Below are 13,270 nucleotides of genomic sequence, written 5' to 3'. Positions count from 1 at the left end.
GCGGTTCGAGCTGCCGCCCGCACACCGGGCGGACCGCGGAGGCCGAAGCGAAGAGTTCGAAGAGGTAACTGAGGATGACTGTGTACGGATCTTTTCCCGGCGCCCGTCCGCGGCGGCTGCGCACCACTCCCGCGATGCGGCGCATGGTCGCCGAGACTCGGGTCCACCCGGCCGATCTGATCCTGCCCGCCTTCGTGCGGGAGGGGATCGGGGAGCCGGTGCCGATCACGGCGATGCCGGGCGTGGTCCAGCACACCCGGGACACCCTGCGGAAGGCGGCGGTCGACGCCGTCTCCGCGGGCGTCGCGGGGATCATGCTCTTCGGTGTCCCCGATGACGCCAAGAAGGACGCCATCGGCACGGCGGGCACGGACCCGGAGGGCATCCTCCAGTTGGCCCTCCGCGATGTGCGCTCCGAGGTCGGCGACGACCTGGTGATCATGTCCGACCTGTGCCTCGACGAGTTCACCGACCACGGTCACTGCGGGGTCCTGGACGAGTCGGGCCGGGTCGACAACGACGCGACGCTTGAGCGGTACGCGGAGATGGCGCAGGTCCAGGCCGACGCCGGCGCCCATGTGGTGGGCCCCAGCGGCATGATGGACGGCCAGGTCGGCGTGATCAGGGACGCGCTGGACACGATCGACAAGGAGGATGTGTCGATCCTCGCCTACACGGTGAAGTACTCGTCCGCTTTCTACGGGCCGTTCCGTGAGGCCGTCGGCTCCTCGCTGCAGGGTGACCGCAAGACGTACCAGCAGGACCCGGCCAACGCACGTGAGTCGCTGCGCGAGCTGGAGCTGGACCTCGCCGAGGGTGCCGACATGGTGATGGTCAAGCCGGCCGGACCGTATCTGGACATCCTGGCGCAGGTCGCGGATTCGGTGTCCGTGCCGGTGGCCGCGTACCAGATCAGCGGGGAGTACTCGATGATCGAGGCGGCCGCGGAGAAGGGCTGGATCGACCGGGACAGGGCGATCCTGGAGACCCTGACCGGTATCAAGCGGGCGGGCGCGAGCATGATTCTGACCTACTGGGCGACCGAGGTCGCGGGGTGGCTCTGAGCAGTCGCCCCGGCAGAGAGCTGTGAGCGCCGTGGCCGCCGGACAGGGGGCCACGGCGCTCAGCTGTGTCATGGGCGGCGCCGGCGGGGCTACTTGGTGAAGATGAAGTACTTCCAGGGCCCGTTGGTGGTCGAGTTGACCGTGTCGCCCGATGAACCGTTCACGTACGACGCCCGCATCCGCAGGCGGTAGCCGGTGTCGCGGGCACCGGTGAGTGACACACCCACTCTGCCGTTGGATCCGAGCTTGAAGTACTGGTGGCCGTTGGCGCGCCACTTGCCCCGGTAGTAGATCTCCAGGCTCAGTTTCTCCGAGCGGTTCGGGTACGCCGTCATCGTGGTCGTGAAGAGCGGGTTCGTCTTGTTGTGGAAGTAGGCGAACGCCGTGGAGCCGATCTTGGCGGTCCGGTACTGGTGCGCCACCGACGTGGCGATCTTCACCTGGGCGTACGCGGTCGACTTGACGGTGCGGGGCGCGTAGCGGGCGTCTCCGGGGAACACCGCGCTGACCGCTGTGTCACGGGTCATCGCGACGGTGACGGACAGGTTGCCCTTCGAGTTGACCTTGCCCGTCTTCACCAGCTTCTTCGGTTTGTCGGCGCCGAACGGGTCCGACCACAGCTCGACGGTCCGGTTCTTGTACGTAGTGCCGAGGTGGGCGGTGAAGGAGACCTTCGCGCCGTACCCGTAGAGCTTGCCGTTGCGGTCGAGGGAGAGCGCGGGCGTGGCGCGCGAGACGGTGACGGCGGTGGACGCGGAGGCCGCGGTGTGCAGGCTGTCGCCCGCGTACGAGACCTTGTACGTGACCCTGCCGCCCGCCGGCGGTGTGTCCGTGAACGAGAACGCGCCGCCCGCCCCGAGCTTCTTCGTGCCGAGGGATTTGCCGGCCGGCGATTCGGCGTCGGTCCGGGTGACGGCCAGTGGTGTCCCGGCCGGGAGCGGTACCGTCGCGGTCACCTTGCCCTTCACGGTGAGGGACTTGGCGCGGTCGGCCTTGGCTGGAGCGGAGACGGTCAGCGCCGGGGCCGACTTGGCAGGCGCGTCCAGCACACGCAGGGTGAACACGCTTTCGCTGTTCTCGGACACCGCGAACAGCCGTGTCCCGTCCGGCTCCCAGGCGAGGCCGTCGTCCGCCAGGGTGTCCGCACCGGAGGTATGGCCCGTGTTGGGGAAGTCGTACTGACGGACCGGGGTCCCGTTCCCCGGGTTGAAGATGTGCACGTCCGGGTCGTACCAGGAGAAGGTGCCGGCCGCGACCGTGCCGTCGGGTGCGATGTCCACGGCGTTCGGATAGGTGTTGGTGGAGTACTGGCCGAGCATGGTGAGGTCGGTGGTGGAGTAGATGGGCTGGTAGTACGGGGCTCCGCTCGCCGTGACGAGCTGGGTGCCGTCCGGGCTGAGCGCGAAGTCGCTCAGGTCGCCGCCTCCGCCGCTCGGGTCCTGGCGGGAGGTGCGGAGCGTGGCCTTGCCGTCCGCGACGGTGTAGAGAGCCAGCGTCATCGGGCTCACCTGGGTGTCCCCGACGGCCAGCAGGCCGGGGTTCGCCGGTGTCGACGCGATCCTGGGCGGCCCGCCCAGATACACGTCGCCCTCCTGGGCGAGTGCTGTCGCGGGCTCGGCCGCCGACAGGTCGAGCGAGCCGAGGTGGCCCCGGCCGTCCGTCCCGTAGCCGAACCAGAGCGTGCTGCCGGTGAGTGCCAGATGACGCGGGTCGGCGGCGCCGGGCAGCGGGTAGCTCGTGGTCTCCGCGAGCGTCGTGGTGCTGACCGAGGCGATGGTGTCCTTGTCCGCCACGGCCGCGTACACCTGGCCCGAGTCGGCGGATATCGCCAGGCCCGACACTCCGGGCAGATCCGGGAGGGTCGCCACGACGCCTCCCGTGTAGTCGGTGACGACGAGTTTGCCGCTCGTCGGGTCCGTGATGAAGACGTGCTGGTGAACGCCGTCCACCAGCACGTCACCCACGGACGTCACGGGCAGGCTCCTGCTGGAGTCGGCTGTGGCCGACCCTGCTGCGGTCGCGACGAGCGCGGCCGAGCCGAAAAGGACCGCGAGCGCTGTCGCGGCCGGAAGAGTGCGCGTACGCACGATGAGTGGCCCCCCACTGATCAGTGCCGGCCCTTCGGTCGGGGCACGGTGATCGCAGAGTAAGCCATCCCACTGACAGGCAACGCACAGTTTTACGCGGGAGGGATTCCGCCGCGGCTCCGCGCTCGGCGACCGTCCCGGCCGCGTCGCGGCCACTCCGGAGGAGCGGCCCGCCGTACCGGCGGACGTCCGGGCTCGGTCACAGCGCGTCGGAGAGCCGGACGAACCGGTGGCCGGACGCGAGGAGTCGGGGGACCGCCGTGGCGATGCCCTCCGCCGTGCCGCCGGTGGGCCGGTTCATGTGGCCGATCACGATCGAGCCGGGCCGGGCGGCCGTGACGGTGGTGTGGACCTGCCCCGGTGTGAAGGTCGCGCCGCCGTCGCCGTTGACCGTGAAACTCACCGGGCGTTCGCCCAGGGCGCTCACGACGCGGGACGCCACGTCGTCGTAGTACGCCGTCCCCGACCGGAACCAGCGGGGTGGCCGGCCGAGCAGTCCGGTCAGCTTGGTGTGGTTGCCCGCGACCTCGTCGAAGACCTCGCCCGCGTCGCGCGTGCCGGGAATTCCGTACGCGGAGCGGCCGGAGACCGACAGGGGGCGGTGCCGGGTCCCGTGGTTGGCGATCTCGAAGAGCGGATCGTCCGCCAGCTCGCGGAAGACGGCCGGGTGGGCGTCGATCCAGCGGGAGTTCAGGAACAGGGTGGCCGGTACCTTCCTCGCGCGGAGGAAGCCGATCAGGTCCTTGTCGTAACCGCTGCCACCGGGGCCGCCGCACGCGTCGAAGGTCAGCGCGATGCCGCGTCGCGAACGGGGCAGGACGGTCAGGACGCCCGGAGCGTCGAAGCCCCAGCTCGTCGGCCGTGCCGAGCCGTACCGGGCGACCGCGGTCGCCCGGGTCACCGCCGGCGCCGCCGCTCCGGGCCCGGTCCGGCGACCGGTGCGCGGGTCGCGGCTCGGGGGCTCCACGTCCGACGGGGTGGACGGCGGGTGCGACTCAGGCATCGCCCCGCCCGCGGACCCGGACCCGGCGTCGCATCCTGCGAGCCCGGCGGCCGCCACTGCGGCGATGACAGCCCGACGAGTCAATGACACGCGCCACCCACCCCGTTTCACAGCACGATGTCCGGCTCCTGAGTGCGAATCGGATCATGCTACGAATCCACTCAGGCGGGGCGGTCCGACACTCCGGCGCGTCGCGGTCGCGGATCACCCCGTACTGGCGTCGGAGCCCGCCGGGTCCCCGGGGACCCGCCAGGGCGCGCCGGCTCCTCGGGGGAAGCCGCGGGCGCGTCGGTGTCGCCGCAGCGCAGTGTCCTGGCAGGGCCGCGTGCTGCCGCGGTGCTCCGTGCGCTGTCCCTGCCTCCGCCGTGCCGCACGGCCCGAGCGCCTCCACCCGGATCATCCGGCTCCTCCCCCGGGGGGCGTTTCGACCGGGCAGGTTATGACCCCCGTTCCGGCGGTTACACGTCCGTATGCCCCACCCCGCAGATCGAAAGGGAGACCGATGACGGAGAGCACCCCCGCCACCACCACCGACTCCGGCGCTCCGGTCGAGAGTGACGAGCATTCACTCACGGTCGGCGCGGGCGGTCCGATTCTGCTCCAGGATTCCTACCTGATCGAGCAGATGGCACAGTTCAACCGGGAACGGATCCCTGAGCGGCAGCCGCACGCCAAGGGAAGCGGTGCCTTCGGCCACTTCGAGGTGACCAACGACGTCAGCGCCTTCACGAAGGCGGCCGTGTTCCAGCCGGGCACCCGTACCGAGCTGGTCACCCGCTTCTCGACGGTTGCGGGGGAGCGCGGCAGCCCGGACACGTGGCGCGACCCGCGCGGCTTCGCGGTGAAGTTCTACACCAGCGAAGGCAACTACGACATGGTCGGGAACAACACTCCCGTCTTCTTCGTGAAGGACCCGATGAAGTTCCAGCACTTCATCCGGTCCCAGAAACGCCGCGCCGACAACAACCTCCGCGACCACGACATGCAGTGGGACTTCTGGACGCTGTCGCCGGAGTCCGCGCACCAGGTCACCTGGCTGATGGGCGACCGGGGCATCCCGCGGTCCTGGCGCCACATGAACGGGTACACCTCGCACACCTACATGTGGATCAACGCCCAGGGCGAGCGCTTCTGGGTGAAGTACCACTTCAAGACCGACCAGGGCGTCGAGCACTTCACCCAGCACGAGGCCGACCAGATGGCGGCGGCGGACACGGATTACCACACGCGGGACCTCTTCGAGCACATCCGCGACGGCGAGTTCCCGAGCTGGACGCTGTACGTGCAGGTCATGCCGTACGACGACGCCCCCTCGTACCGGTTCAACCCCTTCGACCTGACCAAGGTGTGGCCGCACGCCGACTACCCGCTGGTCGAGGTCGGGCGGATGACCCTGGACCGTAACCCCACGGACAACCACGCCGAGATCGAGCAGGCCGCTTTCCAGCCCAACAACCTGGTTCCGGGCATCGGCCCCAGCCCCGACCGGATGCTCCTCGCGCGGCTGTTCTCCTACGCCGACGCCCACCGGTACCGGATCGGAGCCAATTACCAGCAGCTCCCGGTGAACGCACCCGTCGCGAAGGTGCACACGTACTCCAAGGACGGGGCCATGGCGTACCGGAAGACCACCGACCCGGTCTACGCCCCGAACTCCAAGGGCGGTCCGGCCGCCGACACCGACCGGCACGCTCCGCCCAGCTGGCACGCGGACGGGGACATCACCCGCGCCGCGTATGTCGACCACGCGGAGGACGACGACTGGGGCCAGGCCGGCACTATGGTGCGCGAGGTCCTCGACGACGCCGCACGTGACCGGCTCGTGGACAACGTCGTCGGCCACCTGCTGAACGATGTGAGCGAGCCCGTTCTCACGCGTGCCTTCACCTACTGGTCCAACATCGACAAGACCATCGGTGAGCGCATCGCGAAGGGCGTGCGGGCCAAGGCCTCGGAGAAGGACCCGAAGGCTGCCCAGCAGTCCAATCCGGCCCGGACGAGCATGCAGCACAAGGCCTGACCCGGTTCGTACTGTTGCCGCCGCGACCCTTGCGGATCGCGGCGGCAACACACGTTTGTGCACTGCCGGCGCCCACCCGGAGCGCCTGCGCGGTCAGTGTCCACGGGCTCAGTGCCTGCGGGCCCGGGACCCGCAGATGGATCAGGCCCGGCCGGAGCCCGTCTCGCGTACGGCGGCGAACAGGGTGCGCGCCTTCGTGCCGTCCGGCAGCTGCAGGTCCCCCGTGACGTGGCCCAGGTCCTGGGCGGTTGCGTCCTGCCGGGGACGGACCACGCGGTTGATGTGGAGGGTCAGCCCGGGGCCGGAGGTGTTGGCCGTCCGTACCCGTACGCCGGTGCCGTGCGCGTCGCTGGTCACCGCGGCGATCCCGGTGGCCACCGGGTGCTCCGTACCCGTGAAGTGACCGGCGACGGTCGGGTCCGGGGTGTTGCTGACGCTCTGCTCCTGCGGCACGGCGGCCCCGGCCATCAGGGCGACCAGCTGGGCGACGAGCACCGGGTCGTGGGCTCCGTCGTAGACCCAGCGCTCGCCGAGCACGCCGTGCTCCATGGTGCCGATGAGCGCGTCGTCACCGGCTCCGTCGAGCGGCCCGGCGCGGTAGCCGAAGGGCACCTGGTACGTGACGGGTTCGTCCCCGGAGGCGTCGGCGACCAGCATGAACTCGATCCCCACCTCGCCCTGCGGGTCATCGAGCCGGAACCCGCCCGCCTTGGCCAGCTCGGGTTTGCCGTCGGCCCCGCCGAGATACCAGGGCTGCGTGGGCAGCCAGGCGGTGAGCAGTTCCAGCTTGGTGGGGTTCAGCGTGGTGTGGTGGATGACAGCCATGTGTGGGGTACCTCTCCCGTTCCCGTCGGTCTGCGTTCATCCTGTCACTGGCGCAGGGAGCGGATCAGGCGATTTTCGCGCGGGCGACGAGCCCTGCGAAGGCCGACCGGGTGGGCGGTTGCCGCCCTGAAGGTTTCCGTCGCGCCGCAGGCTCTGCCGCGTGGTGTGCGGCAGAGCCTGCGGTATGTGTCCGGCGTGTGGGGGGAGTTGGGGGTCAGACCCCGACGGGGTTGACGAAGGTACCGGCGTCGGTGGCGCCGTCCTGGTCGAGGATGGCTCCGCCGTAGGGCCAGTCGAGCGTGATGTGGGTGGTCTCGTTGGGCGGGGTGATCTGGATCCGGGCGGGGACGAAGGGCTTGGTGTCGCGGGCGTCGGCGGGGATGGCCAGGAGGCTGATGCTGACGGATGCGGTGCTGTCGCCGGGGTGCAGGGTCATGGTGCTCGGTGTGTCCGATGAGCGGCGCAGGTCCCACGCGGTGCCGGTCCTGCTGATCAGACGGACGCCCGGGAAGCCGTGGAGGGTGCAGGTGTCCGCGCCGTCGTTCGTGAGTGTGATGGAGGCGACCTGCTGGTCGGTGTCGTCCTTCATGTCGGGGGCGCCCTTGCTCCAGGTGAAGTTCAGGTCGCTGGTGTGGCAGCGGCTGCTGGTGGCGGCGGAGGACTCGTTCACGGCGTCGGTGCGTGAGCCCTTCTCGGACATCGACTTCACCTTGTGCTGGTCGGATCCCTGAGCGGTGTCCTGCGAACCGCCGGCGGTGCCGCCGGTCTGGTTCTTGGAGCTGTTGGAGCCGTCCTGCGACGTGGAGGACGAGTCCTGGCCGGTGCCGGACCCGGCGTTGGTCCCGGATCGGGCGCCGGCCTTGGAGGGGGACGACCCGGAGGTCGAGTCGCACGCGGCAGCACCGGCTCCGACAGCCACGACGGCCAGTACGGCGGCGGCGCAGCGGGCGACTCGGTTCAGCTTCGCGGTCATGGTTCCCCTTTTCCGGCGCCGGGCTCTGAAGTCCGGCGCGCTCCGTATTCCAGTGCGTCTTACGGAAAGTGAGATGGGCCGCCCACCGGGGGAGTTCTCACAGGACTGTCCGGGGCCTGTAACGGCACGTAACAGCCGACCACCCCCCTCCCTGGACATCGGCTGCTCACGGCGAGGCTCAGCCCTGCGGTGCGAACGCGGCGAGCTGGTCGTCGACCGGGGCGCCGGTCAGCCGGTTGGCGAAGGTCGAGAGCGTGTACGTACCGATGCCCAGGACGACCTCCAGGGCGTTCTGAGGGGTGTATCCGTGGGCCAGGAACTCCTGGAGCTCGGGCTCCGCGACTGCGCCCGCGGTGGCCAGGACCTCAAGGGTGAAGGCGCGCAACGCCTCCAACGTCTCGTCCGGGAGCGGCTTCTGGGCGCGCAGGGCCTCGATGAGGGCGGCATCGGCGCCCATGCCGGTGAGTTTCGCCGTATGCATGGCCACACAGACGTGGCACTCGTTGCGGGTGGCGATGGTGAGGATGAGGACCTCGCGGGCCGGCTGGGACAGGGTGGTCGACTCGAAGACCGCGCTCAGCTTGAGGAAGCCGTCGAGGGTCTGCGGGGAGGTGGCCATGCGGGCCACGGGGGAGGGCAGATAGCCCAGGCGGTCAGTGGTGGCCTGCATGGCGCGGCGCGCCGGGGCGGGGGCGGAGTCGACGGTGTGGGTGGGGAAGGCGGTGGTCATGGGTGTGCCCTTCGCTCTAAACTCGACAACGTGATTGACGAAAACGTAAACGAGGTTGTCGAGTTGTGCAAGGGTGATCTGCGCCATGGCTGACGACAGGGCCGCCGTGAGCGCGGCGGACGGGCGCGGATACGAGCTGCCGATGCTGCTCTTCGCGGGTTTCCGTGCGGCCATCGACCAGCTGCATGCCCGGCTGGCCGACGAGGGGCACCCGGATGTGCGCCCCGCGTACGGCTTCGCGATGCAGGCGATCGGGGTCCGGGGCGCCACCGCGAGCGAGATGGGGCGCAGGCTCGGGGTCTCCAAGCAGGCGGCGGGCAAGACCGTGGAGCGCCTGGAGGAGCTGGGGTACGCGGAGCGGGCCGCCGACCCCTCCGACGGTCGGCGCAAGATCGTGGTGCTCACCGCGCGCGGCGTGGAGGTGCTGGTGCGATCGGGGCAGTTCTTCGACGAGTTGTACGCGCAGTGGGCGCGTGTCCTGGGCCCGGAGCGGCTCGCCGGGCTGGAGTCCGATCTGCGGGCCCTCGTGCCGGGGGCGGTGCCGGGCGGCGGCTTCCGGGTGGATGTGGCGGGGTGGTTCGGGGGGTGAGCCACGCCAGGGAGGCGTGCCCCGGCGTGGGCGCACCTCGGCGGGGTACGCCAGCCGGACGGCGGCCCTCTCGCGGCGGGCGGCCGATCCGGCCACCCGGTACGGCTGATGCCGGGCGGGAGCTGGCTCATACCCGCTCCATTGGGGGTCTGTTTTCCGGGCGGCGGGCGGTTCGCCGAGGGGCCGGACGGTGTCGTGTCACGTTCCGTGAGGGGGCGGTCGTAGCGAAGTGCTGTGATGCCGGGGTGGCTTCTGTTCTCGGAACCCGATTCGGTATGCCAAATGGGTTCCCGATGGATATTTGACGAGCATTTCGATGGGATGGCTTGCCCACTTTTCAGCCAGCAAGTACCGCATGAAACAGGCGAATACGACTCTTGGGACCCGTTTGCGGGCGACGCCCTTTGGTATACCGTGACGCCTCAACGCGTGCCCGTGCCGGTCCGCGCTCCAGTTCCGTGCTGCCCGAAGGAGCCCTGGTCCCGTGCGTCGAATTCCGGCCACCATCGCGGTGGCCGCATTGCTGGCGGTCACCACCGCATGCAGCGCGCTCTCGCCGCCGGGCGAGGCAACAGCCGCGAAAGCGCGGCTCACCGATATGCGTCCCGTCCGCGACGGCGGGACCGTCACGATCGGGCTGAAGTCCGATCCCGACATGCTGGACCCGAGCCTGACCTCCACGCTGGTCGCCCGGACGGTGTTCACGTCCATGTGCGAGCAGCTCTACGACGTGGACCAGCACAACCGGTTCGTGCCGCAGCTCGCCGCCTCGATGCCGAGGATCACGAACGGTGGCAGGACCTTCACCTTCACCGTGCGCAAGGGGGCCCGGTTCAGCGACGGCGCGCGTCTGGACGCGGCAGCCGTGAAGACCTCGCTCGACCGCCATCTGCACCTGCGCGGATCCGGACGGGCCTCGGAGATCGACTCCGTCGACAAGGTCGAGGCACCCGGCCCGTACACCGTCCGGCTCTCGCTCAAGCACCCCGACGTCCCACTGCTGGGACGGCTGGCCAACACGGCCGGGCTGATCATGTCCCCCAAGGCGCTCAGGACGTACGGCAGCAAGTTCGCGAGCCATCCGTCCTGCGTGGGCCCGTTCAAGTACGTCAAGCGGGTGGTCGGCGACCGGATCGAGCTGACGAAGGACCCCCTGTACTACGACGCGGACAAGGTCCACCTCGACCGGGTGATCTACAAGACGATCACCGACGGCAATATCCGGATGGCCAACATCCGGTCCGGGGACGTCCAGATCGGTGACCAGATGGGCCCGGTCGAAGTACGCAACTCCATGGGTGAGAAGGGGCTTCAGCTCCTCAGTACCCCGTCGCTCGGCTACATGGGCGTCACGCTGAACGTCGGCAACGTGCACGGCATCGACAGGAAGCCAGGCACCGTCGACACACCCTTCGGCCGTGATGTGCGTGTCCGGCAGGCATTCGACCTGTCACTGGACCGCGACCTGATCAACAAGCTGGTCTTCCAGGGCATGTACGAGCCTGCCTGCGGTCCTGTGCCTCCAGGGATTCCGCTGAGCAGCCCGGTGACCTGCCCCCGGCGGAACGTGGCGAAGGCCAGGAAGCTGCTGAAGCAGGCCGGGGTGAAGACTCCTGTGCCGCTGGAACTGATGATCAACACGACGCCGGACGACAGCCGCCTCGGGCAGGTCATCCAGGCGATGGCCGCCGACGCCGGATTCGATGTCCGGCTGCGGCCGACCGAGTTCGCCACCGGGCTGACCCGCACCCTGGCCGGGGACTTCCAGTCCAGGACCGGCGGGTGGGGCGGTCAGCCCGATCCTGCGGGCAACATCGACAGCCTCGTCGGCACACCGGGGAGCAACAACCAGGGCAAGCTGTCCGACCCGGAGATCGACCGGCTGATCGTGGCGGGCCGGAGCACGTCCGATGTCGCGAAGCGCCGCGTGATCTACCGCGACCTCACCGCGGCGATCAACAAGCAGCACGCGGTCATCTACCTCTACCGGCCCATCAACTACGTGTCCGCGACGGAAGACGTGAGCGGCATCAAACTCTCCGGCGACGGCCTCATCCGGGTCAAGGAAGCCGGCTATGCGAAGGGGAGCCGGTGATGATCCTCCGCAGACTGCTCACGTCCTATGTGAGCCGCCGGATCGGCATGTCGCTGGTGACGATGGTGCTGGTCAGCATCACGGTGTTCCTCGGTGTCCGGGCGATGCCGGGCGACACGGCCCAGGCACTGGCCGGTGAGCAGACCTCTCCGCAGGTGCTGGCCGCGATACGCGCCGAGTACGGCCTCGACGACAACATCGCGGTCCAGTACTGGCGTTACGTCAGCAACGCCGCCACCGGGGACTTCGGCACATCGGCCCGCACCGGGCTCCCCGTCCTCGACTCCATCACGCAGGCTCTCCCCATCACCCTCGAACTGGCCGCGCTGGCCCTCCTGATGGCCGTGGTCGTGGGTGTCGGATCGGGGGTGCTGGCGGCCGTTCGGCGCGGGAAGCCCGCGGAATGGCTCGCCAACGGCATCGCCCTGCTGGGGATGTCGGTCCCCGCCTTCTGGCTCGGCATCGTGCTGGTCCTCGTCTTCGCCATCGCCATGCCGGTGTTCGCCGCCTCCGGGTTCGTCCCCTTCGGCACCGACCCCGTGGAGAACCTGCGCCGGCTCGTGCTGCCCGCCGTCGTGCTGGGGTCCGGGCTCGCCGCCGTGGTGATGCGGCAGACCAGGGCGGCGATGATCGACGCGCTGCAGTCGGACTACGTGCGCACGGCACGGGCCAAGGGGCTGGCGCCGCGCACCGTGATCGGCCGCCACGCGCTGCGCAACTCCCTGGTCACCGTGGTCACCGTGCTCGGTCTGCAACTGGGCCAGCTGATCTCCGGAGCCGTGGTCACCGAGCAGGTCTTCGTGCTGCCCGGTTTCGGGAAGCTCACCATCGACGCGGTCTTCACCCGCGACTACGCGATGGTCCAGGGCGTGGTGCTGTTCACCTCGGCCGCCTACATCCTGATCAACCTGCTGGTCGACTTCCTGTACTCCGTCGTCGACCCGCGTATCCGGCTCGGAGGTTCCCAATGACCGTCGCCCCCTCCCCGGCGCCGGCCGTCCCGACCGCTTCCTCGGGGACCGCTGCCCCTGCCCGCGCGGGACGGCTCGCCGTGGCGCTGCGCCGGCTGCGGCGCAACCGGCTGGCCCTGACCGGTGCGGTGCTGACGGCGGTCTTCGTGCTCGTGGCAGTGCTGGCACCGCTGATCGCCCCGTACGACCCGGCCCGGCCGGACTTCGGCGCCGCCCTCGCCGCACCCGGCTGGTCGCACTGGCTCGGCACGGACGATCTGGGCAGGGACCAGCTGTCCCGGGTACTGGTCGGAGTCACCGCCTCCATGCAGGTCGGAGTGGTGGCCGTGCTGCTGGCCTTCGTGATCGCCGTGCCGCTCGGGCTGCTCGCCGGGTACTACGGCCGCTTCGCGGACACGGCGGTGTCCCGGCTGACCGACACGATGCTGGCGTTCCCCTTCCTGGTGCTCGCCGTCGGCCTGGCCGCGGTACTCGGCCCGTCGCTGCAGAACGCCACCATCGCGATCGGCATCTCGCAGATCCCCGCGATCGTGCGGGTCACCCGCGCCGAGACCTTGCGGCTGAAACACCTCGACTACGTGGGCGCCGCCGTCGCGAACGGCGCCGGTGACGGTGTGATCCTCTTCCGGCACATCCTGCCGAACGCCACATCGACTCTGATCGTGCAGGCCACCGTGGGTATCCCGTCCGCCATCATCGGCGAGGCGGTGCTCAGCTTCCTCGGCCTCGGCGTGCAGCCGCCCTCGCCGTCGCTCGGCGTAATGCTTTCCAGTGCCCAGCCCTTCATCGCCGACGCCCCCTGGATGGCGGTCTTCCCCGGCCTGGTCATCGTGCTCGCCACGCTGGCGTTCAACCTGCTCGGTGACGGCGTACGCGACATCCTCGACCCCCGCGGAGGTTCCCGGTGACCCGA

The 13,270-nt window shown here is 69.8% G+C and carries 11 protein-coding genes; 6 read left to right on the top strand and 5 right to left on the bottom strand.

All coding sequences use genetic code 11. The annotated features are described in order from the left end of the window. The first annotated feature begins 74 nt into the window (after positions 1 to 74). Positions 75 to 1,064: a porphobilinogen synthase gene (gene hemB / locus OG584_RS14405; protein WP_405778221.1), complete on the top strand. Its 990-nt coding sequence runs from the start codon at positions 75 to 77 to the stop codon at positions 1,062 to 1,064. 89 nt (positions 1,065 to 1,153) lie between these two features. Here hemB and OG584_RS14400 read toward each other — a convergent pair whose 3' ends face one another. Further along, on the bottom strand, positions 1,154 to 3,151 hold the full coding sequence (locus OG584_RS14400) for an Ig-like domain repeat protein (RefSeq protein ID WP_405778220.1): 1,998 nt from the start codon (positions 3,149 to 3,151) through the stop codon (positions 1,154 to 1,156). A gap of 199 nt (positions 3,152 to 3,350) precedes the next feature. After that, a complete protein-coding gene (locus OG584_RS14395; RefSeq protein ID WP_405778219.1) occupies positions 3,351 to 4,244 on the bottom strand; it encodes a polysaccharide deacetylase family protein in 894 nt (297 codons plus the stop codon). A 412-nt stretch (positions 4,245 to 4,656) separates the two neighbouring features. Here OG584_RS14395 and OG584_RS14390 point away from each other — a divergent pair, with 412 nt between their 5' ends. Beyond that, the gene (locus tag OG584_RS14390; protein ID WP_405778218.1) at positions 4,657 to 6,174 is read left to right on the top strand and encodes a catalase; all 1,518 of its coding nucleotides are present in this window, start codon (positions 4,657 to 4,659) and stop codon (positions 6,172 to 6,174) included. A gap of 141 nt (positions 6,175 to 6,315) precedes the next feature. Here the strand turns inward: OG584_RS14390 and OG584_RS14385 are convergent, their stop codons facing one another. The 3 genes from OG584_RS14385 to OG584_RS14375 all read right to left on the bottom strand — a co-directional run bounded on the left by OG584_RS14385 (position 6,316) and on the right by OG584_RS14375 (position 8,702). After that, positions 6,316 to 6,999, bottom strand: a complete 684-nt coding sequence (locus OG584_RS14385) for a maltokinase N-terminal cap-like domain-containing protein (protein WP_405778217.1) — start codon at positions 6,997 to 6,999, stop codon at positions 6,316 to 6,318. Between the two features lie 214 nt (positions 7,000 to 7,213). After that, positions 7,214 to 7,972 (bottom strand): DUF4232 domain-containing protein, encoded by a 759-nt coding sequence (locus OG584_RS14380; RefSeq protein ID WP_405778216.1) that lies wholly within the window; start codon positions 7,970 to 7,972, stop codon positions 7,214 to 7,216. Positions 7,973 to 8,150: 178 nt separating this feature from the next. Beyond that, the gene (locus OG584_RS14375) at positions 8,151 to 8,702 is read right to left on the bottom strand and encodes a carboxymuconolactone decarboxylase family protein (RefSeq protein WP_405778215.1); all 552 of its coding nucleotides are present in this window, start codon (positions 8,700 to 8,702) and stop codon (positions 8,151 to 8,153) included. An 85-nt stretch (positions 8,703 to 8,787) separates the two neighbouring features. Between OG584_RS14375 and OG584_RS14370 the strand changes: the two genes are divergently transcribed. From OG584_RS14370 to OG584_RS14355, 4 genes are all read left to right on the top strand, one after another. Continuing rightward, positions 8,788 to 9,291 carry a MarR family winged helix-turn-helix transcriptional regulator gene (locus OG584_RS14370; RefSeq protein WP_405778214.1) on the top strand — a complete coding sequence of 168 codons (504 nt, stop codon included), beginning with the start codon at positions 8,788 to 8,790 and terminating at the stop codon, positions 9,289 to 9,291. 484 nt (positions 9,292 to 9,775) lie between these two features. Further along, on the top strand, positions 9,776 to 11,386 hold the full coding sequence (locus OG584_RS14365; protein WP_405778213.1) for an ABC transporter substrate-binding protein: 1,611 nt from the start codon (positions 9,776 to 9,778) through the stop codon (positions 11,384 to 11,386). Further along, a complete protein-coding gene (locus OG584_RS14360; RefSeq protein WP_405778212.1) occupies positions 11,386 to 12,357 on the top strand; it encodes an ABC transporter permease in 972 nt (323 codons plus the stop codon). Before OG584_RS14365 ends, OG584_RS14360 begins: the two co-directional genes overlap by 1 nt. Beyond that, positions 12,354 to 13,265, top strand: a complete 912-nt coding sequence (locus OG584_RS14355; RefSeq protein ID WP_405778211.1) for an ABC transporter permease — start codon at positions 12,354 to 12,356, stop codon at positions 13,263 to 13,265. The genes OG584_RS14360 and OG584_RS14355 overlap by 4 nt, the downstream gene beginning before the upstream one ends. Positions 13,266 to 13,270 lie beyond the last annotated feature (5 nt).

The organism is Streptomyces sp. NBC_00859, assembly GCF_045161865.1.
GTDB lineage: Bacteria > Actinomycetota > Actinomycetes > Streptomycetales > Streptomycetaceae > Streptomyces.
This window is presented reverse-complemented; position numbering and strand designations above follow the sequence as displayed.